A 23,474-nucleotide genomic window follows, 5' to 3' on the forward strand; every position below is an offset into this window, starting at 1 on the left:
GAGGTTGTCCCTGGGTGAGATATGAAAGAATTCATTGCCTCGGAGAGTTAAGTACTTCTATCATCACCTGCCATATCACTTGTGTTACAATCGTTAAGTAGGCTAGCAAGAGTCCCTCGCGTACTGATCACATCGTCACCTCCATCCCATTTTTGTTTAATATATGCTCAGGAGCGTTCTCATTATCCTCAGTATCGCTGGTCTCTGAAGAGTTGAAAGAGTTTTGAGAATTAAACGAGCAGCCTTTGGGTTTCGCATCAACGAAGGCGAGTGGGTTCACATCAAATACTGGCGACGGCGGTCGCCCGGGGCCCTTTTTTTCGATCGGCCGTTCGCGGATGTAGCCTCGCAAGACAAGTGTCTTTAGTGCAGGGTCAATATCCTCGGCTCTGGGAAATTTCCGCTTACCGTGTTGTTGTGCATCTCGCTTGGTGAAGTGACTTAGACCATGTCGCTCTATCCATCGTAGAACATATTGCGAACCATCGTTATCATTACTCACTCCGGCACACATCAGGGTCAGCACGGCTTCAGCATGGGGAACTAGGTAATCGGCTATCTCTATAGCTGCAACTATGGTCGGCATCTCTATTTGTCCTTCAAGACCATGCTCGACACAATGAAGTACAACTGCAATGCGCAGTGTTGCGCCGGCCAATTTTGCGCCCCAATCTCTGGTGGTTTCCATTAAACCACCATCGCCTAGCATTTCCTCGATCTCAGCTTCCCACCCCTGGAAATGTGCGTCTGCGTGTGAATCAAGTTCCAGTGTGATTTCTCCCTCGGTTGAAAGTAATCGACGAACAGTTTGCCGGTACGCTTCTCGTATAACATCTGATACCGGTGCAGGTGCGATTTCTCGCTGACCGATCCAGCTTCGCGGAGCCGCATACAGAAAACGGGCCAAGAGGCCTCTTCCACGAAATGCCGTATTATCTGCCAGCCCCTCAATAACCGCCGGCTGAATCGCATATGCACAAGTCAACGCAGGCCTTTCTACCGAAACGCTCTTGCGGCTGACACGATCTGTAATTAGGTCATCACCTGAGTGCCCCATCAGGTATACACCGAACTGAGGCATACCACTTTTGGAATAGAGACCAGCAATAAGGTCGAACACTCCTCCTTCGGGGGACATGCTGGCTATGCGTCCGCCTTGTTCAGCTAGCATTATTCCAAGTTTTTCAGCTGTCGCATCATCGACAAGTAACCGGGGTAGAACCGGCTCGGGAAGATTAGCAAGGCCCACGGATAAATCCCCTGCCTCTTCCCTAGCCAAAATATCCCCCTTTTCAGCAGATACCTTCTCTAGCTTCCTGAGCCTGGCTTCATCCTGACGTCTCGCAGATTGCATACGGGCTACCTCTGGCATGCTAGCCTCTATTAGCTCTGTTTCTACGTCACGCAAAGGTTTGATTGCATCGGAGAAAACAGCAGACTTGCGATTGCCAGGTTCAAGCAATACTGCCGTAAATAGATTGACAGGCTCACGCCAGCCCGGTCGCGGCTCCACTACCACTCGCCGAGCGATTCCAACAGCACAAACCGAAAGGGCCAAGAGAGCCGCCAGATCTGCAGGTGTTTGAGTAGCGTGAGACTCAGCTTCTACCCAGTTTCTTAAGACTTCGGGCAGCATAGCAGTCGGGAATTCAGGTAGATAAAGTACGTCAAAAGGTTGGATTTCCGGCCAAGGTTGTGCTTCAAGCGTCCACAACGGTGTGGCTTCAGCCAACCGCTTCAATTCCTCTCGTGTACCCCCGGCCGCTATCCAGTCACTGACGTCACCTTTTGGTTGCAAACCAGGTAAATTAACAACTCGAACCGACTGCGCGATACTCTGAAGAGATTGAGCAACTTGCTGTGCGTGGTTTTGGCCATGTTCATCATTGTCGGGAAGCACGACGACTTTTCTTCCGGCGAGGAACTTGGCATGTTCCCCTGTCCATTTTCCCGCTCCGCCTGAATTACAGGTAGCTAACACTCCCAATCGGGCAAGATTGTCAACATCCTTCTCTCCCTCTACCACCATAACTGCCTTTGAAGACTTGGCAATTAGATCGGGTAGATTGTAAGGAACGACACGTACCCCTTTAACACTCCATTCCCATCTTCCCCTACCAGCTGGTCGTCGTTGCCGAAAGTCCTTTGGCTCGTATCTCAGGGCTTGAAAGAGTAATTTGCCAGCTTCATCTCGATAGCTATACTTCGCGACGATGCGTGGCTTGGCGTTGTTCTTTACCTTGCTGGGATTGTGTGGTTCACAAATCTTGGGCATTAAGTCCACGACACGCAGGCCGACCGCGGAACAAATGGCCTCGACGTCGCAGCCGGCGTGGCATCTTACAAGAGCACGTCCGTCTTCTCCTTCGCCCACCGAAAGACTCGCTCGCCGGTCTTCGTGCGCTGGGCAGCGTGCAGACCACGCATTACCTGATCTCTTAGAGTCTAAAAGCTTACTCAACAGAAGCTCAACGGGAGACATCTTTCCCCCTTTAGCTATCCTGGTTTCCTGAGTTAACCATGCCTGCAGCTCGGCTACCGGGTACAGTACAGTTTTTCGCTTGCCATCGCCAATGCGGAGGCAAGGAATCGGTCCACGAGGGGCGGTGAGTCCCCATAACGTTCTGGGAGATATCCCGAGTGCCCTCGCCGCTTCGCGGGGTCGTAGTGATAAGGATTCAATCGGTTCTGGAGGCATTACCATATACTCCATAAGTCGCTAGCGACCGACCATCACGCGATGGTTCCCGGTGGCTCGCACACAGAGAAGTATCAGGGAGTGGAGAGAACATGCGTTGCCAATTAACGATGGACAATCATATGTTGAACCGCAGAATTCAGCATTTTTCGGCCGTAAATAGCATGAAAAAGTATCGAATTAACAACGGATCAACAAAAATCAATGCTACTTTGCCTTTCTGTAGGCAGCCGCTAATTCAAGAATCTTGGGCGAGTCCGCGCGGTAAAGATAGCGAGGGCTATTCGGTCGAGGATCCCTGACTTCGTGCCAGGATCCATCTCCCAGGCTGACTCTCCATCGCATCAGCTTTTGCAGAAATGCTTGCCGTCGCTCTGGGGCTATCCCCAGTGATTCTGCAAGTTCAACGCCACCAAGGAAGCCAGGCTGGAAATCGATGCTACGGTCCCACTCCTCCTTTGCCGCCAGGGCGTCAAGTGGTTGCGGGCTCATTGGCACAGTTTCATCCGCAGCTGAGTTTGGCAGTTCAAGTTTGTTGTCGAAGTTGCGTATCAGCGATAGATTACTCGGATTAGGGTCCTGTTCAGATTCGCCGATCGCTTGCTTGTGCCCCTCAGGTATTACCAAGGTATCCGACTGCAGCAAATGGGTTTCAAACATCGCCAGTTCGCGAGGTGACAACTCGACTGTGTTTTTGTCAGCAAGAACTTGCTGAATGAAGTTGCTCATACCGGTTTCACTTTGCTGCTGTCTGTGAGCTCCTACTAAAGTTCCACTACCTCGCGCAATACCATACCGGAGAATCACTTGCAGGTAGTTTAGTGGCCATGCAAGATATTGATTTGGTCTCCACTGACCTTCTACTTGTAGCCAGCCTGTGCATCTTTCCCACAGATCAAAGTCAGTTCGATCTTCGCCGAACCGCTTACGCAGCAAGTACCGCAACACTTGCCAATCCTTAATCCGTTCTGGATTGTCTCCGGAAGCGCAAATGGCAATCTGCAGATCAGCGACCTTCCCCTTCGGTGAACGACAATAAAGGCATGCTCCATGCTCATGCTCTATATCGTCATCGTCGAGAGGACGACCACAAAACACGCACGACAATGGCGTGGTTGGCTCCATTATGTTTTTGCCTTTGATTCGAGGGCCGGTTGGGGCTGTGCAAGCTAAAAGGCAAAGAAAAGCCTGCTTCGCCCCAAGCCGATGGTCCAACTGGTTTGCAACCCAGTTGAACTTCCCTCTGGTACAGCCTAGTTAGCAGTGATTCCAGCCTGTCCAGATTGAACAGGGTTGAACTACTTCATTGGCCCCCCTGAAGCGACTGCTTCACTTCCCCAGCTATTCTACTGAACTTCGCCTTGAACGTCTGCCCATTCAGTCCGCGATTTCTTCCGCTCCTCCAGCCTTACCATTAGCTTTTCAGCATTGCCGCAGCTCTACTGTTCGACGCAACACGCTAAAGCTTGCTCCATCCTTAGTTTCACGCTATAAGCTGCCAGTAGTGGCAGACAGAAGCAATCCAGGAAATGCCAGCGAAGTGTTTGTTGCATTCTTGTTTACCCACCCAAAACCCATAAATTTGCTTCGCTATACTGCTCGTCAGCCTTGCAGATGACCTATCTAGCGAGCCACACGGGCTGCAAGAACTCTAGCTGCTCCCCAAAGAGCCAGCTCACTTCCAGTCCGCCTGCATGTGCCGTCGTATTTGACTGCAGCCTATGTCAGTATCTCTGCTATGCAGACGTCCCTAGACGTACGACTTCGCCGAAATCTGGAGTAAATCCCAAGATGACAGTAATCAGCGAGTACGCGGCCCGCTTGATTGATTCCCTTACAGCATGGGCTCCGTCTCAGCCTCGACTACAGCAGCCAAGCGTTGTCCAAGTGATACTATTACAGCGGGTGGTAAGGTATTGGGCTGGCCAAACTAAAGAAAGCATATACGGAACTTGTACCAATCGAGGCGACAGAAGAGCAACTAAGGGAGCAGCGGAAGTATTGCCAATAACAGTCTTTGCCTATGTCCGATATGGTTGGGATAAAGCAACGATATGATTAGAGGCATCGCAATCCCCCCCTAGAACAACAGGGTCAATCTAGTTCAAAACTTTCCGCCACGGTTCAATGAACAGATTATCAATTGGATACACTAACTCAAATAGCCCACATTCCTTGTAAGCCTATTAGCACAAGCTATAGGGCTTAGGCTTGATATTGGTGGTCTTATTGTGATAACGTAGGTCAATGCTCGGATTTGGGGTGGGGCCATGCCAAGAAGTGACGTCAGATATGCTCATTCACTGCCAGGTCGACCTGAAGAAGAATGGGAGATACTCTCAGTTCATCTGAACAACGTTTCTAAACTGGCGTCCAACTTTGCATCATATATCGGTGCTAGGGAATGGGGGGCTCTAGTTGGGAAGTGGCATGACCTAGGCAAGTATTCAGATGCATTTCAGTGCTACCTTCGCACAGATCAAGGAGAAGAAGCTCACCTTGAACATGCATCAGGACGTGTCGATCATTCCACTGCGGGGGCTCAGTATGCACACATAAGCGTTCAGCGTTTTGGACGACTATTGGCCTATGTCGTTGCAGGCCATCACGCGGGGCTTGCTGATTCCGTAAAGCTGACTGAGCGACTTATCAAGGATGTAGAGCCATGGCAAGCGTTCGCTGCATCAGAGTTGTTAACGCCGCCATTACTTGAGTCTCCTCCTCTCACCCTGAGCCATGGCGATGGTAAACGCGGGGCGTTTCAACTGGCGTTGTTCACTCGGATGCTCTTCTCCTGCTTGGTGGATGCCGACCGACTGGCGACCGAATCCTTCTGCGACGGTCAGCGTGCAGCCCTGCGGACTACGGTGCCGATTGCCTCGCTTAAACCGTTGCTCGATGAGTTTCTGTACAAGCTTTCCAACAAGGCCGGGCCTTCATTTGTGCAAAGCCAGCGTCAGCAGGTATTGCAGGCGTGCCGTTGCGCGTCATCGCTGCCGCCGGGGTTATTTTCGCTCTCAGTACCAACTGGCGGAGGCAAAACGCTCTCCTCGTTGGCTTTTGCACTGGACCACGCCAAACAATTCGATAAGCGTCGCGTCATTGTGGCGATTCCGTATACCAGTATCATCGAACAAACCGCCGATCAGTATCGCCAGGTGTTCCAGTCGCTTGGCGAGTCGGCCCTGGTTGAGCACCACACGAATGTCGACCCGCACAAGGAGACTCGACAGAACCGGCTGGCGGTCGAAAATTGGGACTCCCCGCTGGTGGTGACGACGAATGTGCAATTGCTCGAGTCTCTCATGGCTTCGCGGACCTCGCCTTGCCGCAAGCTGCACCGTGTGGCTGGCAGCGTGATCATCTTAGACGAAGCCCAAACACTTCCAGTCGGGCTGCTGAAGCCCTGTCTGGCGTTGTTGCGTGAGCTGGTAGCCGACTATAGCTGCTCGGTGGTGCTCTGCACGGCGACGCAGCCCGCGCTCGACCACCGCGAGGGCTTTGACATTGGGTTGACTGGCGTCCGCGAGATCATGCCCGAGCCTCAAAAGCTGGCCGCCGCCATGAAACGCGTGGAAGTCGAGCGGTGTGGCACGCTGTCCGACGAGCAACTCGTCGCCCGACTGGCCAGCGAGCCATCATGGCTGACGATCGTCAACACGCGTGGCTATGCAGCAGACTTGTTCAATAGCCTGCACACTTCTGCAGGTGAAGACGACGGGCTGTTCCACCTGAGCACCAACATGTGTGCACAGCATCGTAGCGATTGCATCCAACAGATACGCTCGCGATTGCAAATGGGGCAACCTTGTCGGGTGGTAAGCACGCAGCTCATCGAGGCAGGAGTCGATCTGAGTTTTCCGGTCGTGTACCGCGCGATGGCGGGGTTGGACTCCATTGCCCAGGCGGCTGGCCGCTGCAATCGGCATGGCGAGCTTCCCTCGCTGGGCCGCGTCTACGTGTTCGATCCCGAGCGTCCCCAGCCCCGTGGCCTGCTCGCCGCCACCGCCGCCACGGCCAGTGAAGTCGCCATCGACTACGACGACCTGCTCGACCCCGAGGCGGTCCGGCGGTATTTCGAGCTGCACTACTGGAACCATGGGCAGGGACAACCAATTGAGTCGCGGTGGGATGATAAACGGGTTATGGAGTGCTTCCCTGAAGAGCGGGGGCAGCTTGCCTACGACTTCCGCGAAGCGGACCAGCGGTTCCAGTTGATCGAAGACAACACCACCACCCTGTTCGTGCCTCATGCGGAAGGCAAAGGGCTTATCGAACAAATGCGACAGGAATCCCCCTCGCGGTTCCTTCTGCGGCAACTGCAACGCTACACCGTGGGAGTCCGCGAGCACGTCTACGCCGCGCTCGAGCAGGCAGGCGACATTGAACTATTGGAATCGGGCTATAGCATCCTGACCAACGAATCCCTTTACTCGTCCAGGCTCGGTCTCAGAGTCGACCGCCCTGGTTACCGCGACCCGGAGGCGACGATTGCATGAGTGAGAAAAAATATAAAATCGCGGACGGACCATTGCTGGTCCGCCCGCAAACACTCATTAGGCACAGTGTCCTTACAAACAGGTTTCAATCCGCACCCCCAAGTGGGGCGATACTGACGCAAGAAAGACAATTTATCTGCGAGCAACTGTATTGAACCCACCAGCACCACTGCTATGATTCCTGTTAGTAAGAACAAAACATTGCTCCTTAAATCTTAGCTTTCGACAGGAGACTTGCAATGGCTAATTGGAAACCAACTGCAAACCAAATCGTAGTAGCCGCAAGGCTAGCCCGTACATCACCACTGCCACTAGATCGGCTTCCCTACACAACTTCTTTTGACGACCTACATCGCCAAATGAATCGATTGGTGGGACCAATTGAACCTGCGGAAGCATGGCAATGCCTCCTAAGCGCTCGAAAACGCGGGCTTGTTGGATCACGTACTCGTCGAAAAAAAGGTGACAAAAAATGACTCGTTCCCCAATTGCCCTGCGTGTGTGGGGCGATTATGCCTGCTTTTCCCGGCCGGAATGTAAAGTCGAGCGGCTCAGCTACGACGTCATCACCCCGTCGGCCGCGCGGGGCATCCTCGAAGCCATCTACTGGAAGCCGCAGGTACAGTGGATTGTCGAGCGCATCCACGTCTACCGCGAACCGGAGTTCACCAACCTGCGCCGCAACGAAGTGGCCAGTAAAGCGTCGGCCACCAATGCTCAAAAGGCGATGAAAGGCACACTCGCCGAGCCCCTGGCCTTGTACGCCGACGAAGATCGTCAGCAGCGGGCGGCCACGATTCTGCGCGACGTAGAGTACATTATCGAAGCCCGTTTCGACCTGCTCGACGATCGCGACCCGGTGGCCAAGCACTATAACATGTTCAAACGCCGGGCCGAGAAGGGGCAGTGCTTTCACCGGCCTTACCTCGGCACGCGGGAGTTTGCCTGCCACTTCGCCTGGGTCGAGGGGCCAATTCCCGAATCGCCTCTCACCGGCGAGCGGGACCTCTCCTGGATGCTCGGCGACATGGCCTACACGCCACTCGGCGACAAGCAAGTGAAGCAGGCCGACAGTTTCTGCAGCCACACCCGTCGGCCGTTGAAGGTCGAACCGCAATTCTTCCGGGCCATCATGCGCGATGGAGTGATCGAAGTGCCCAGCCACCTTTACGCCCCCGCCGAGGTAACGCCATGATCCTGCAAGCCCTCAACCATCTGTACGAGCGTCTGGCCGCCGATCCCACCGCCGATGTGGCGGAGTACGGATTCAGCGTGCAGAAAGCTTCTTTTTGCGTGGTGATTGCCCCTGACACTACCTCATTTGAGGTCCAATCCTTACTTCGTCAAGAAGATAAGAATGAGTTGCCGGCCAGAGTTTTCGTTCCTGGAACAGGTGCTCGTAGTGGATCCAAGGCACCACCCTCTTTTCTCTGGGATAACCCCGCATACGTCTTCGGTATTTCCCCGAAGGGCAAATCAGATAATTGGGCTAAGCAACGATTCGAAGCATTCCGTGACTTTCACGTTTCATTGCTCAATGAGATTAGATCACCGGCATATGAAGCGTTCTGTTCATTCCTGAATTATCTAACGCCGAACGACTCGCGCGTAGACACGAATAAGCTGGGAACCTATTTCGGAGTATTCCGACTTCGTGGTGAGCAGCAATACATCCACGAAGAGTCAACAATCAAGAAGTGGTGGAAAGATCGTTGGCTGGAACAAGAGTTATCCAAGAGTTCAACACAGTCAACTTGTCTTGTCTCAGGTAAACTGGAACCGATCGCTGAAAGCCATTTCCCAAAGATTAAAGGTGTAAAAGACAAGCCCGGCAAGCCCTCAGAGAAGTACTTGGTTGCCGTTGACAAGCAATTTCGATCAGCTGAGTCGTACGGCAAGCGGTGTAATTATAACAGCCCCGTTTCCCAGCGTGCGGCGTTTCAATACACCACGGCCCTCAATCGCTTGCTCGACCCGGCGATGGGCCGCCGGTTTTCTATTGGCGACACTTCGGTTGTCTGCTGGACCGCTGAGCCGTCGCCAGCCGAGGACTGGGTGGTCGAAATGTTCAATCCCAGTCCGCGGGCGGAGGACGAAACCGAGTTGGGCAAAGTCAAATCGGTGCTCGATGCTATTAGCAAGGGAAAGTACCCAACGGAGTTTGGCCCGCCCGATACGCCGTTCTACATCCTGGGGCTCGCCCCTAATGCGGCCCGCATTTCGGTCCGTTTCTGGCACGTTAGCACCGTTGGCCAGTTCGTGGAGAACCTGCGAAAGCACTTTGCCGATTTGGAAATCTGTCGCGGCCCTCAGGACCTACCTTACCCACCCCTTTGGCGATTACTGCGTGAGACGGTTCGCGATGCCAAAGACATCCCCGACGTTATGGAAGGAGCCGTTGCCCGGGCGTTGCTCACCGGCGGCCCCTATCCCCAAATGTTTTACACCGCCCTGTTGCGGCGAATTCGCGCCGACCGCGAGGTCCGCTACGTCCGAGCGGCGGCGCTGAAAGCTTGTCTCATTCGAATCTATGAACAGGAGATCCCTATGTCGCTCGACGAAGAACGCTCCGACCCTGCTTACCAGTTGGGACGGTTATTTGCAGAGTTAGAAAAAACGCAAGAAGATGCCTTGCCTGGGATTAACGACACGATCAAGGACCGGTACTTCGGAGCGGCATCCTCCACACCGGCTACCGTGTTCCCACGGCTCATCCGCATGAATCAGCATCATCTAGGCAAGTTGGAAAAAGGTAAACGAGTTTACCACGAACGCCGCATTCAACAAATTGCCGATATGCTCGATTCGTTCCCTGCTCACTTCTCTCTGCAGGAGCAGGGGCTGTTTGCCATTGGCTATTACCATCAAAGGCAAAGCCTGTTCACCAAGAAATCTCAAGACGCCTCGGCCGAGGTCTCCGAATAGCGCGATACTACTTCTCCAACTACTCACATCTCTACGGACACTCCCAATGATCCCTCGTATCGATTTTATCTATCTGTTTGACGTTAAGCATGGCAATCCGAATGGTGACCCCGACGCCGGCAACCTGCCGCGGGTTGACCCCGAGACGGGCCATGGCCTGGTAACCGATGTCTGCCTTAAACGCAAGGTCCGCAACTACGTCGGCCTGGTCCGCGAGGAGCAACCTCCGTTTGAAATCTATGTGAAAGAAAAAGCGGTGCTCAACTCGCAGCACGCTCGCGCCTATGAGGCGTTGGGCATCCCCGTCGATGAGAAGAAGCGGAAGTCCAAAGGTGAAAAGAAAGCCGAAGAAGACAAGCAACTCACCGAGTGGATGTGCAAGAACTTTTTCGACGTACGGACATTCGGTGCCGTGATGACCACTAAGGTGAACTGCGGGCAGGTCCGCGGGCCGGTGCAGTTTACCCTGGCTTCGAGCATGGATCCGATTGTTTCGCAAGAGCACGCCGTCACGCGCTGCGCAGTGACTACCGAAAAGGAAGCTGAAGCTCAATCAGGCGACAACCGCACCATGGGACGCAAGTTCACCATTCCCTACGGCCTGTACCGGGCGCATGGGTTTATCAATCCACACCTGGCGGCAAAAACCGGCTTCGGCCCCGACGATCTCGAACTGTTTTGGAAGGCCCTCGAACAGATGTTCGAGACCGATCGCTCGGCCGCCCGTGGCGAAATGGCTCCGCAGGCCCTGATCTGCTTCGAGCACGCTGATGCCTTGGGCAACGCGCCAGCGAATAAGCTGTTCCAGCGAGTGACGGTAACACGCAACCAAAGCACGGAGGGCCCTGCCCGGTCGTTTGCTGACTACGACCTCCGAATAGACGAAGCTGAACTGCCAACTGGCATCACCATCTCCCGGCGATTGTAACCCTCCATGCCCCACGACGAAGACGACCTGCTGCCCATTTCCGCGCTGCAGCATTTGCTGTTTTGCGAGCGGCAGTGCGCGCTGATTCACGTCGAGCGGTTGTGGGAAGAGAATCGCTGGACCGCCGAGGGGCAGATCCTGCACAAAAAGGCCCACGAAGGCAAGCCCGAGACTCGCGACCGCGAGCGAATCACTCGTGGCTTGCCTTTGCGGTCCTATCATCTGGGGCTGTTTGGGATGGCCGACATTGTCTTGTGGCGACCTCCCCCACAGCAACAGTCACGCAGCCAAACACTGCGGCAGGCCATCACCTCCGCCACGGCCGACGAGCTGACCGAGTGGTCCATCACGCCCGTCGAGTACAAGCGGGGGCGACCAAAGAAGAACGACTGCGATCGCGTGCAACTATGCGCCCAGGCGATCTGCCTGGAGGAGATGCTCGGCGTGCAAGTGCCGGTTGGTCAGCTCTTCTATGGCACTAAACGGCGACGATTCGACGTCGAGTTCACCCCGCAGCTCCGCGACACCACCGCGGAGGCCGCCCGTCGGTTCCACGCCCTCATGGCTGCTGGCATCACCCCTACGGCCATGTATGAAAAGAAGTGCGACACTTGTTCGCTGCTGGAGGTCTGCCTGCCAAACACCAGTAGCGAGCAAAGCGCCGCTATGTACATCGAACGAGTATTGAAGTCAGCAATCGCGTCCGACCTCCCATGAAAACACATCTCAACACGTTGTACGTCACCAAGCAGGGGGCCTACCTGGCCAAGGACGGGGCTGCCGTGGTCGTGCGGGTCGACAAAAAACCACAGCTTCGTTTGCCACTGCATAATCTTGATGGCATCGTTGTGTTCGGCCACGTCGGTTGTAGTCCTGCTCTTATGGCCGCGGCGGCTAGTGCTGGCGTGTCGATTTCGCTGCTTACCGAGTATGGGCGGTTTCTGGCGGCCATCGTCGGCTTCACCTCGGGCAATGTCCTGTTGCGGCGCGAACAGTACCGTCGTGCCGATGATTCCGAGAAAACGCTTGCCTTGGCCCGCTCGTTTGTGCAGGGCAAGCTAATGAATGCCCGCACGGTGCTGTTGCGAGCGGCTCGCGATGCCAATGAGGGGGAACGAAAAGAGACGCTTACGGCCACCGCAAAACGCCTATCCGGCCGCTTGGTCGAGGTAAACCAAGCCACCACGACAGACATCCTTCGAGGATTGGAAGGAGAGGCCGCCACGCAGTACTTTGCGGCTTTTCCAAGTTTGCTTACCCGCCCCGCCAAGGCGTTCAACTTCACCAAACGCAGTCGCCGCCCTCCGCTCGATCCCATCAACGCCCTGTTGTCGTTTGTGTACTCGCTTCTGCTGCACGATGTCCGCTCGGCCTGCGAGGCCACGGGGCTCGACTCGGTGGTGGGCTACTTGCATCGCGACCGCCCCGGCCGGCCCAGCCTAGCGCTCGACCTGATGGAGGAGTTTCGCCCCTACCTGGCGGATCGACTGGTATTTAGCTTGGTAAATCGTCAGCAGGTAACTGCCAGCGGGTTCGAAACGCAGGAAACCGGCGGCGTGGTGATGGACGACCAAACGCGCAAGCGTGTGTTGGTTGCCTGGCAAGAGCGCAAGCAGGAAGAAATCAAGCATCCCTACACCGGCGACCGCATGACCGTCGGTTTGCTGCCGCACATTCAGGCCCGGTTGCTGGCCCGTCACTTGCGGGGCGACCTCGATGCCTACCCCCCGTTCATCTGGAAATAGGAGACGTGCGATGTATGTTCTGGTAACCTACGATGTAAGCACCAGCACGCCTGAGGGTAAGAAGCGATTGTCCCACGTCGCCAAGGCTTGCCTCGACTACGGCCAGCGGGTACAGAACTCGGTGTTCGAAATGAAAGTCGATCCGGCCCAATGGACCACCTGCAAGAACCGGCTGATCAGCATCGTGGACGAAGCAACCGACTCGCTCAGGTTTTACTACCTGGGAACCAACTGGCAACGCCGCGTCGAGCACTTTGGGGCCAAAGGTTCGTACGACATCGAGGGGCCGTTGATCGTCTAGCATCCCAGCGGTATAAGTGCTACGCAACATCTGCGAACCCCTAGCGCGCGTACGCCCCTCGGCAGGTTCGCGATCGCTGTAAACCGTGTCATGGTCTCCAGTTATGCCAAGGCCTTCCAAATCGTTCGAAAGCCGAGCCACCGGGTCGCCTCCCCTCGCGGAACGCGCAACCTTAACACCGCTGGCGACACGAGTTATGTTGGCGGGATCGCCCCCACACGGGGGCGCGGATTGAAACCCCGATTGCGTGCTGGAGAGTCCGCCCTACCAGATCGCCCCCACACGGGGGCGCGGATTGAAACGAGTCGATCGAAGTCGTTGAGCTGTGGCTAGACATCGCCCCCACACGGGGGCGCGGATTGAAACAACGATGACGACTGGCATCGGGCTCAGCTCGCAACATCGCCCCCACACGGGGGCGCGGATTGAAACACACGATCACCAAAGACTTTCAGTCTCTCCTGTGCATCGCCCCCACACGGGGGCGCGGATTGAAACTGTGAGTAGCTTCTTTTCGCGTAGCTTGCTCATCGCCCCCACACGGGGGCGCGGATTGAAACCGCGCCACTTAAACGGGGTGCTCCCCGCAAGTAATCATCGCCCCCACACGGGGGCGCGGATTGAAACTTTAAAGCATGCGGATTCAACGCGACGAGCACTATCGCCCCCACACGGGGGCGCGGATTGAAACTGTTTCCCGCCGAGTCGATGCAGCCCCATAGATATCGCCCCCACACGGGGGCGCGGATTGAAACGTCTGTAAGTGATGACGAAGTGATGACGAAGTGATATCGCCCCCACACGGGGGCGCGGATTGAAACCTAGATGCTGTTCCGCACGTGGATTTCGAAGTCGATCGCCCCCACACGGGGGCGCGGATTGAAACGTCTGTAAGTGATGACGAAGTGATGACGAAGTGAATCGCCCCCACACGGGGGCGCGGATTGAAACATCATGGCCCGAGCGGCGCAACCGCTGGACATAGTATCGCCCCCACACGGGGGCGCGGATTGAAACTGGTGCATGAGGTAGCTGAATGACAGGTGTTACATCGCCCCCACACGGGGGCGCGGATTGAAACTAGGCGGATAGTGTTCAGCACATATCGCGACGACATCGCCCCCACACGGGGGCGCGGATTAGCACTAGTACGTCGTCCCGGAAGTCATTTCCTATAGAGTTCAGGGAAGACGCGTTTGGCGTCTTTTCGATGGAAGGTCCAATTGATTTTGATTTTCTTCCGATTGCGGTCGCGTGAACAGTGGGAGAGTTCGCTTTGAACCTTGTCGAGCGAAGCCAACCGACGTCCCAGGCATTGTCGCTGTATGGCCGAGATTTCGATCTCGGCCATGTTGAGCCAACTGGCATGCTTGGGGGTAAAATGCCACACAATCCGCTCCAGCATTGGCCGAGCCGCCTCCTCGCCAAAGGTTTCGATCAACGACTTCTCGTTGTGCGTGTTGAGGTTGTCCATCACCAGATGAACCCGCTCTGCGTCGGGATAGCGCTTCAAGAGGTCGCGGACGAACCGGGCGAAGTCGGCTCGCTTGCGGTGACGCTTGGCCTGAACGAATCGCTTGCCCGCCTTCGGCTCGACCGCCACGAACACGCTGCAGGTTCCGCAGCGGCGGTACTCGTAGTCCTGCTTCGCGATCTTGCCGGGTGCCGCGGGCTCGGGCGGCCGCGCGTCGTCGACCCTCTGATAGGGCTGCTCGTCGAGGCAGACGACCGGCTCGTTCGGGTCGAGCGGCTTCTCGTACTGCTCGAGGACGTCCTCCATCCGCTCACAGAACTCGTCGTTCAGCTTGGGCACGCACCAAGTTTTTTTCGCCACGGCTTCAGGTCGTGTTCCTTGAGCCACAGCGAGACCTCCGTCACGCTGAGCGAATCGACGAAGCCTTCCTTCACCGCGTGCTCGCACAACAATTCCAGCGTCCAGCGAGCCCGTCCCTCGGGCGGCTCGCTGCACGCCAGGGCGATTACCTGTTGCTGCTGCCGCTTGGTGAACTCTGGGGGGCGGCCCGAGCGAGGCGCATCGTACACCGCCCGCTGGACGCCCTCTTCGCAGAACCGCTTTCGGACGGCTCGGACGTTGCGCGTCGTGCAGCCCACATGCTCGGCGATCTCTTCGTCGGTGCATCCCGAGTCCGATTTCAATAATATCTGGCAGCGACGCACCACTTGCGCCGCGCGGGCGCCTGAGCGTGCTAGCTGCTCCAAACCTCCACGGGCCTGGTGGTCCAGGCAAACAATGTGCTTTTTCATTCCGCAGCATATAGCAGCGGAATGGATTTCAGGAAAGACGTACTAGGTCCCCCGGGGAGAGCATGCGAAGCTTTCTGCTTTCTTGACCACGCATACGGTATCAATCGGACGGAGTTTAGCGGTCATGTGGGGGGAGGACTGTTTCAAGGACCTATGCACGAGCATTGGCACGACACTGTCACAAACGTCTCGCCGGATTTATCCCCCGTGAATCCCCAGCAAGCCGGAGAATATACGTCTTTCCCCGAAAATCTATAACCACTTCGAATCCCTCCTCCGCTACTTGCGTTCTACGGGACGTAACGCATCGCCCGAATCCTTTATTGCTGGGGTTTGGGCGTTTTCTTTTGGGCACTGCCCGACGGGGAATCGTTGCCGCATCTGGCGACGGCGTATTCGGCGTTTCTCACTTTGAGTCGATGGCTTTTCGCGTCGCCGCCCGAGTCTCGCTCCCCTTCTAAGTGCAGCATTACGACACCGATGGAAACTCGCGTTGCGCCTTCCTTCGGCTCTGACCAACCTATCCTACCCCTTGCGCGTCGGTCGATTCATATTGGTCGATTCATCACGTTCTGAGAATCCGAAGTTATCGCGAGGACACTCGGCCGCCTTCGTTGCAGTCTGCTCCGATTAGAATCAATGCAAAGTAGCACGGCGACATCTACAGCAGTTGGCTATCGGTCAGCCATGACACGAATGCCATAGCCGACGTCGACCGGCGTCAGCCGGCCTGGGGACACCTCAACCAACAATTGCCCTGTTTCCCCTCGGAATCGGGGCTTTTTGGCACTTATCGCCCCCTAATAACCGCCAAATTGTGTCCAAATTGTTGCGGTTATTAGTATAATGTGGAATTACCAAAGGCATTCGGACGCGAGTTGCACAGCCCGGATCGGCCGTGCGACCACACGCTTCAAGTATCGTTCTGAGCACATCAACGTGCTCGGGCCTGAATCGGATAGGATCGAGACCTTGAGAAAACAGTTGGGAAAGCGGGCTTGGAGTTTTCTTCGATCGACCAAAAAGGCGAAAGCCAACTCCGGCCGTCGATTGCGACACGAATCGCTCGAAACGCGATGCATGCTCGCGGCTCAGCCAATCATCACTGAGTTTCTCGCTTCGAACAGCGATGTACTGGACGACGAGGATGGCGATAGCTCCGACTGGATCGAGCTATACAACGCGGGCGATATGCCGCTCGATTTGAATGGCTGGTATCTGACCGATGACGCCGGCGACCTGACGCAATGGAGCTTTCCCGCCGTCACGCTCGGTGCGGGTGATTACCTGGTGGTGTTTGCGTCGGGCAAGGATCGGGCGGACGCCGATGGCACCGAGCTGCATACCAACTTCAGTTTGAGTGCCGCAGGGGAGTACCTGGGACTCGTTGAACCCGATGGCAGCACGATTGCCTACGAGTTCGCGCCTACCTTCCCGGTACAAACCACCGATATCTCGTATGGGTTGGGCCAGTCGCAGTCGGAGACTCTGCTGATTGACGAGGGAAGCACTGCCACCTATATCGTGCCTACCGGCCCTATTGCCAATTGGTATGGGATTGGCTTCGACGACAGTGCGTGGAGCAGCGGCCTAACCGGCATCGGCTACGAAAATAGCCCCGCGGACTACGACGCGATCATTGAGTCGACCGTACCGCTCGATACCGATACGTTCTACATGCGGCAAACGTTCGACGTTACCGATCCGTCAACGATCGATCAATTAAGGCTCCGCCTGCGCTACGACGATGGGTTTGCCGCGTATCTGAATGGCACGCTCGTCGCTTCGAGCAATGCCACTGCTACCTTGGCCTACAACAGTATTGCCACCGCCAATCACGACGACGCGGAGGCGGTGGAGTTCGTTGGTTTCGACCTAAGCAACTACACCGACCTGCTAATCGCCGGAACCAACGTGCTCGCGGTGCAGGCGCTCAACCAAGCCACCAGTTCCGACATGCTGCTTGAGACCAAGTTGCTTGCTTTCGAAGTGGCCAGCGGTAGCTCGAACGCTTATCTCATTTACCCCACGCCGGGTGATCCAAATGTAGGTACCGGCCCGCTTATCACCTCGGTAACCGAAAATCCACCAGCCCTCATTAGTGGTGAGGATCTGGTGATCGAAACTGCGGTTTCGAACAACGCGGGCAATGGTATAGCGAGTGTGCATCTGCATTACCGTATCGACTTCGGCCAGGAAGTCGCATTCGAGGTCTTCGACAACGGCCTGGGCAGCGACCTCGTGGCTGGCGATGGCATCTATACCGGGGTGATCAGCAGCAGTGCCTACAACGCGGGCGACATGGTTCGCTGGTACGTCACCGCCGAAGACAACTCGGGCACACTCTCGAGGGCGCCGAACATCGTCGATACCGATGGCAATAGCCAGGATCCCGAGTACTACGGCACCGTGGTCTTCGATCCGTCGATCAACACGGTTCTTCCGGTGTTTCAGTGGTTTACTCAGGACGAGGCAGCCTCGCACAGCCGAGCAGGCACGCGGGCCTCGGTCTATTACAACGGACTGTTCTACGACAACATCTTCGTTCGCCAGCGTGGTGGATACACCAACTCGGCGATCTCACAGAAGTTCGACTTCAACAAAGGATACAATCTCTTTGTCAACGACGAACTCGGCTACGTTGGCGAGATCAACATGAACGGCAACGGATACGATAGTTCGTATCTGCGGCAAACCATGGGCTTCGACGCCCACACCGAGTCAGGTGGTGCCGCGTCGGCTTCGTTCCTTACGTACGTTTCGCTCAACGGTTCCTTCGACCGGGTCGGGGTGTGGATCGAACAGGTTGACGAGGACTTCCTCGAGCGTCAAGGCTATGACGAAGATGGCGACTTGTACAAACTGGTGCAGCGCTCCAACTTGAATCCGGCGGTTAGCGACTCGACCACCGGACTTGAAAAGAAAACCGGCGACACCAACGACTTCTCCTCCTTCCAAGACCTCGTCGATGGCTTGGCCTTGCGCACCGAGGCCGAGCGACAAGCCTTTTTGCGTGACTACATCGATATCCCTCAGTTCCTGAACTACATGGCGGTTCGCACACTGCAGCATCAGGCCGATGATATCCGCAAAAACATGTACTTCTACCTGGATACGCAAGGGGACAATCTCTGGCGCATCTTCCCTTGGGATCTCGACTGGACCTTCAACATCGTCGGTGGACACGACAATCAAGATTCTGAACGGACCGAACACCCGTTCTTCGGCACCGAGGACTTCCCCACGGCCGATGGTAACGATCAGTGGAACGTGCTGTTCGACGTGCTGTTCGAGACCGTCGAGGTGCAAGAAATGTATCTGCGACGGGTTCGCACCCTGATGGATCAATTCTACGGCGGGGCCACCGGTGGTGTTACCTGGTTTGCGGAGTACGTCAACACGTTATTCCCCGATATCGATCCTCACCTCGGATCGTCAGCCACTAGCGGTAAGAACAGCTTACTCGCTTCCATCGAGGACCGTCGCGACGAATTGTACAACGTCTACACGGCGAACATCCCAGGCTACTCCGTCGTCATCCCAGGCGAACAAACCGGCACTCCCACCATCGAGTTTGGAGAGATCGACTTCAATCCGATCGGTGGAAACCAAGATCAGGAGTACATCGCCCTGATCAACAACAATAGCACCGCGGTCGACATCTCGGGCTGGACCCTTACCGGTGGAATCTCTCACACCTTCCAGGCGGGCACGGTGATTGCCCCCGGCAGCACCCTGTATGTGACTGCGAGCGTTGCCGACTTCCGCCTACGAGAGACTGGCCCCACAGGCGGCCAAAGTCTCTTTGTCCAAGAGTGGAACTCCGGGCATCTATCGAGCCTGGGCGAAACCATTCAGTTGGTGGCAACCGATACCACCGTGGTCGACGAACTGACGTACGAAGGCGATCCCTCCGAGGCGCAGGAATACATTCGCATCACGGAACTCCATTATCACCCCAGCGATCCGACAACCGCTGAACAACAGGCCGGATTCACCAGCCATACCCAGTTCGAGTTTGTCGAGATCGCCAACACGAGCCCCACCGAAACGATCGACCTGGCGGGACTCTCCTTTACCGACGGCATTGAGTTCACGTTCGGAGAAGAGTCGACCACCAACGTCCTGGCGGCCGACTTCAACTCGGGCGTCGATGGTTTTGGCTATCAGGATGACCTGTTCTACGACACCAATAACCCTGACTACGCCGTTGGCACCTACGAAGCCACCGGCGGTGCCCAGGGCGACGGGGCATTGCGGGTGTACCTGAACTCGCCCACCACAGCGGCCGATCGAGGTGCTGCTTCCGGCGGTTGGACTTCCGAGTTCACGTTAACCGAAGCCACGACCGTGGTAATCACCCTTGATTATCGCATGGTCTTGGGCCATGGCTTCGAAGCCGATGAGTTCGGTGAATTGCTCGTCGAAGTTGATGGCGAGCGTCTTGGCAGCGACGTTAGCGGGTCGCTGCTGCACGTAGCGGGAGATGGTCAGAATCCAGTGACCGATCCCGTCGACAGTGGCTGGCAAACTGGCGTGTTCGAGTTGCTTCTCACCCCCGGCACGCACCAGATTTCCCTCGGCGGCTACAACAACAAGTCGACACTGTCGGACGAAGACGCGGAGTTCTGGTTCGATAATCTCACGGTCGCCACACAAGCCTACGCGCCAATCTATCTGGCGCCCGGCGAGCGCCTCGTGGTGGTGAACGACCCGCAAGCGTTCGAGTATCGGTATGGCACCAACGTCCGAGTCGCCGGCCAGTACAGCGGCAATCTTTCCAATGGTGGAGAGACCATTAAGCTCGACGATGCGAACAACTCGACCATTCTCGATTTTGAGTATTACGACGGCAACGAGCCAGGCGAAGAACTATGGCCTTCCTCGCCTGATGGTGGTGGTCCTTCGCTGGTAGTCGTCGATGCCCATGGCGATTACAACCTTGGTTCCAACTGGATGGCCTCCTCCATCGACGGTGGCACGCCCGGCATGGGCGAGGGCTCCGATCTCGCTGGCGATTACAACGGCGATTCGATGGTAACTCACGCCGATTACCTGATCTGGAAATCAACGATCGGGTCGACCGACGACCTGCGTGCCGACGGCAACAACGATGGCCAAGTGAGCCTCGCCGATTACACCATCTGGCGCGACAACCTCGGGGCAATCACCCAGCCTGGTGCGTTGGCCAGTTCGACGGAGGCTGCCAGCGAAGACGCGGAAGAGGCAACGCCTGCGACTCCTCAGGCGATCGTCGCAAGTGCAATGCCTGAAGCTTCGGTGACAACGACTGCCGAAACCGATCAAGCCGCCGATCCAACCGCCAAGAACGTGGCTGCCGCGTATGACCAGGCGTTTGCGGACGAGCAGGCAACTCCCCTCGCCGAGAGCCTACCAAGCAAGTCGACTCCCGCTTGGGATGTTTCACTCTACAGCAAGCGAAGCAAACCAACCGAGACCGACCAGGTGCACCGCTTGGTCGCTGGTAGCTCCACCTCCCCTGCCCTGCAGGCTTCGCGGAACTTCGACCTCCTCTATCGTCCCCAGCCTGCGACGCTTCACGCGGTCGACGATGCGTTCTCGACCCTATCAAAGCGACTCGGGGCGCACGAGTCGGGCGACAACAAGCTTTCGAATACTGGAGAGGTGGACTCGCTGGCCAAGGTGGCAAGTTTCACGCTTCCGCAGCGCAAACTAAGCAGCCGACGATAACATCGTTAGCGATTCGTCTGCCAGATCGGAGTTACCGTGATGGCATCAACGGAGAGTCCATCACTTTCCCGTGGAAGTGCTGGCAGTAACTCAGGCAGTAACTCACACGGTACGGCACGCATACGTCGTACACCGTCGACCGGCAGCGGATGCATGGCATCGGCTTACTGCAGTAATCGTCGCACAGCGTTCCGCGCACACAACACGGCGTGCATGGCATCGGCTTGCGGCAATAGTCGTCGCACCCTCGCGGGCAGGTCGTACATGGAGCACAAGGCAGCGGTTTTCGGCAGTAGTCGTCGCAGCATTGCTTGGTGGGGCAATCACACTCGGCACCAAACCACTTGCTCCAGAGGTTCGAGTCCGATGCCAGGGCGGCGGTCGCTCCCCACGAGGCCAGGGCCACGACTGCCACGACCGTTCGACACTTCGCTATCAGACTTTGCATGATTCGTCTCTAACGGTTGGCGTGTTTATTGGATGGCGAGCGTCGGGAACTTAAGCAACGATTCGTCGCTTGCCTCAGGAGGCATTGCCGGAGTCGGTTCGTTCTCTATCTCGATCTCGACCGGAACATTCTCCACGGGGCCAGGCACCACGATCGGAGCGGTAGCCATGTTCATCGTGGGATTCAAACGAATCTCCCAGCCACCGCCGAGTGCGCGATAGATCTCGACCAGGTTGCTGGCAATCTGCCCTTCGGCGACTGCGAGCGAGTCCTGCTGTGTAACCAACGACGACTCCGCAACAAACACGCGGCCGAAATCGGTACGCCCCGCACGGTATTGCTCCTGCACAAGATCCCGCGACTCGACTGCCGAGTCGACGCTCTGTCGCAAGGCAATCGCTTGTTCTTGTGACCTCAAGAAGGCCACGATGGCATCTTCCGCCTCTCGCTGCGCTTCGAGTACCGTGTTTTGGTACTGGGCAACGCGTTGCTGGAACAACGCCTGCTCGGCAATCACGTTGTTGCGAATGCGGCCGTAGTTCAAGAGATTCCAGTTGAAGCCTGGAGCCACCGAATCGGTAAAGGCCGACGTCTTAAACAGTCGCGAGAAAGTGGGTGCCTGGTAGCCAAGGTTGCCCGTGATGGAGAACGCTGGATACAGATCCGACTCGGCGACGCCGATCAGGGCACTTTGCTGCGCCACCAATCGTTCCGCCTGACGAATGTCGGGGCGTCGGCGAATCAACTCTGCGGGGATACCGACCACCACTTCCGGTGAAGAACTCGGAATCTCGGCTGCCGACATACTAAGCAGTGTGCTGAGATCCGCGGGTGGGCGTCCCATCAGCACGCACAACCGGTTTTCGGCCTGACGAAGCTGCGTTTGCAACTGCGGCACCAATGCTTCGGTTTGCGACAAATTGGTTTGTGCTTGCGCAACGTCGAGCTTGCTCGTAGAGCCTCCTTCGAACAGGTCGGTCGCGATTCGCAACGACCCCGACAGCGACTCAACATTGTGCTGTGCGTACTCAATGCGTTTCTGCAGCGTGCGAATCTCTACGTAAGTCGAAGCAACGTCGGCAATCAAAATCACCAACACGTCGTCGTACGACTCGACCGTCGCATCGAGATTGGCATCGGCAGCCTCGATCGCCCGGCGGAACCGACCCCAGAAGTCGAGTTCCCAGGCGAGTTGACCACCCATTTGCCAGACATTGATCTGACCACCGCCGCCGCCGAGACCACCGAATCCCGACTCGTCGCTCAGTTGCGTACGAGTAAAGCTGCCAGTGCCAAGTTGCGATTGCGGGAACATATCGCCAGCAGCGACGCGTCGCAACGCCCTGGCTTCCATCACTCGGAACCCGGCTTCGCGGACGGTAAGATTTTCGGAATAGGCAAGCCGTACGCATTCGTTCAGGCAGGGATCGTCGAACACGGTCCACCACGCCTGAAGATCGGCAGGCTCGCTCGAAAGCCGCTCGTCGCTGCTATCGATCCAGTCGGGGCTCGTCGGCGCGGCTGGCTTGCAGTAATTCGGGCCGACCTTAAAGCCGTTGCGAAAGTACTCGCGGACCCCAGTCATGCAGCCCGACGTCGTGACCAGCACGCCGATCAGCACCATCCAATGGGCGAAACGGACCATTCGAGTCGGTTCGCTGTTGCGTGCCTGCGAGTAACGATTATTCCATACAGCCATGTGCGCCTCCCTGCGCGTGTTAAGCGGATGCTGCTAAAAGGATCGGTTGAGCCGGTCCTGCGGTCACTCGCAAAAACAGGGATTAACTGCAGCGGTTACCGACACGCTCCAGGAGCAATCCAGACAATCGGCAAGAATTATCACCCCCAAGGGCTGCCCTATTTGGCTGCCAAGCTTCGGCCATGGCCAGTGAGCCAGGCGTCGATCGCTTCCCGCCACGCTAGCGTGAGGATTGAAACTTCGAACTTTTTTAC

At 56.4% G+C, this 23,474-nt stretch carries 14 protein-coding genes and 1 CRISPR repeat array; of the genes, 8 read left to right on the plus strand and 6 right to left on the minus strand.

Annotated elements, in window-relative coordinates:
- Positions 1 to 127: 127 nt before the first annotated feature.
- Both Pan181_RS15435 and Pan181_RS15440 read right to left on the minus strand, forming a co-directional pair.
- The gene (locus tag Pan181_RS15435) at positions 128 to 2,374 is read right to left on the minus strand and encodes a DUF3987 domain-containing protein (RefSeq protein ID WP_145247878.1); all 2,247 of its coding nucleotides are present in this window, start codon (positions 2,372 to 2,374) and stop codon (positions 128 to 130) included.
- A gap of 531 nt (positions 2,375 to 2,905) precedes the next feature.
- Entirely contained in the window at positions 2,906 to 3,427 is a 522-nt protein-coding gene (locus tag Pan181_RS15440; protein WP_145247880.1) for a hypothetical protein, read from the minus strand.
- A 1,541-nt stretch (positions 3,428 to 4,968) separates the two neighbouring features.
- On the opposite strand from Pan181_RS15440, the gene cas3 reads away from it, so the two are divergent.
- The 7 genes from cas3 to cas2 all read left to right on the plus strand — a co-directional run bounded on the left by cas3 (position 4,969) and on the right by cas2 (position 13,096).
- The gene (gene cas3, locus Pan181_RS15445) at positions 4,969 to 7,197 is read left to right on the plus strand and encodes a CRISPR-associated helicase Cas3' (protein ID WP_145247882.1); all 2,229 of its coding nucleotides are present in this window, start codon (positions 4,969 to 4,971) and stop codon (positions 7,195 to 7,197) included.
- Positions 7,198 to 7,669: 472 nt separating this feature from the next.
- Positions 7,670 to 8,392 (plus strand): type I-C CRISPR-associated protein Cas5c, encoded by a 723-nt coding sequence (gene cas5c / locus Pan181_RS15450; protein WP_145247884.1) that lies wholly within the window; start codon positions 7,670 to 7,672, stop codon positions 8,390 to 8,392.
- Positions 8,389 to 10,122, plus strand: a complete 1,734-nt coding sequence (cas8c, locus tag Pan181_RS15455) for a type I-C CRISPR-associated protein Cas8c/Csd1 (protein WP_145247887.1) — start codon at positions 8,389 to 8,391, stop codon at positions 10,120 to 10,122. The genes cas5c and cas8c overlap by 4 nt, the downstream gene beginning before the upstream one ends.
- Positions 10,123 to 10,168: 46 nt before the next feature.
- Positions 10,169 to 11,050, plus strand: a complete 882-nt coding sequence (cas7c, locus tag Pan181_RS15460; protein WP_145247889.1) for a type I-C CRISPR-associated protein Cas7/Csd2 — start codon at positions 10,169 to 10,171, stop codon at positions 11,048 to 11,050.
- 6 nt (positions 11,051 to 11,056) lie between these two features.
- Positions 11,057 to 11,767 (plus strand): CRISPR-associated protein Cas4, encoded by a 711-nt coding sequence (gene cas4 / locus Pan181_RS15465; RefSeq protein WP_145247891.1) that lies wholly within the window; start codon positions 11,057 to 11,059, stop codon positions 11,765 to 11,767.
- Positions 11,764 to 12,795, plus strand: coding sequence for a type I-C CRISPR-associated endonuclease Cas1c (cas1c, locus tag Pan181_RS15470; protein ID WP_145247893.1), 1,032 nt, complete (start codon positions 11,764 to 11,766; stop codon positions 12,793 to 12,795). The genes cas4 and cas1c overlap by 4 nt, the downstream gene beginning before the upstream one ends.
- Before the next feature lie 10 nt (positions 12,796 to 12,805).
- On the plus strand, positions 12,806 to 13,096 hold the full coding sequence (cas2, locus tag Pan181_RS15475; RefSeq protein WP_145247895.1) for a CRISPR-associated endonuclease Cas2: 291 nt from the start codon (positions 12,806 to 12,808) through the stop codon (positions 13,094 to 13,096).
- A gap of 207 nt (positions 13,097 to 13,303) precedes the next feature.
- Positions 13,304 to 14,242: a CRISPR direct-repeat array (repeat unit 31 nt; unit sequence ATCGCCCCCACACGGGGGCGCGGATTGAAAC).
- A gap of 19 nt (positions 14,243 to 14,261) precedes the next feature.
- Here the strand turns inward: cas2 and Pan181_RS15480 are convergent.
- The gene (locus Pan181_RS15480) at positions 14,262 to 14,909 is read right to left on the minus strand and encodes an IS630 family transposase (RefSeq protein WP_145244957.1); all 648 of its coding nucleotides are present in this window, start codon (positions 14,907 to 14,909) and stop codon (positions 14,262 to 14,264) included.
- On the minus strand, positions 14,897 to 15,361 hold the full coding sequence (locus Pan181_RS15485; protein ID WP_145244956.1) for a helix-turn-helix domain-containing protein: 465 nt from the start codon (positions 15,359 to 15,361) through the stop codon (positions 14,897 to 14,899). The genes Pan181_RS15480 and Pan181_RS15485 overlap by 13 nt, the downstream gene beginning before the upstream one ends.
- A gap of 972 nt (positions 15,362 to 16,333) precedes the next feature.
- Between Pan181_RS15485 and Pan181_RS15490 the strand changes: the two genes are divergently transcribed.
- Positions 16,334 to 21,073 carry a lamin tail domain-containing protein gene (locus Pan181_RS15490; RefSeq protein WP_197528396.1) on the plus strand — a complete coding sequence of 1,580 codons (4,740 nt, stop codon included), beginning with the start codon at positions 16,334 to 16,336 and terminating at the stop codon, positions 21,071 to 21,073.
- 31 nt (positions 21,074 to 21,104) lie between these two features.
- On the opposite strand, the gene Pan181_RS15495 is transcribed toward Pan181_RS15490, so the two are convergent.
- Positions 21,105 to 21,521, minus strand: coding sequence for a hypothetical protein (locus Pan181_RS15495; protein ID WP_145247898.1), 417 nt, complete (start codon positions 21,519 to 21,521; stop codon positions 21,105 to 21,107).
- Between the two features lie 25 nt (positions 21,522 to 21,546).
- Positions 21,547 to 23,220: an efflux transporter outer membrane subunit gene (locus tag Pan181_RS15500; protein WP_145247900.1), complete on the minus strand. Its 1,674-nt coding sequence runs from the start codon at positions 23,218 to 23,220 to the stop codon at positions 21,547 to 21,549.
- Positions 23,221 to 23,474: the final 254 nt, after the last annotated feature.

The organism is Aeoliella mucimassa (assembly GCF_007748035.1).
In the GTDB taxonomy this organism is placed as follows: Bacteria; Planctomycetota; Planctomycetia; order Pirellulales; family Lacipirellulaceae; genus Aeoliella; species Aeoliella mucimassa.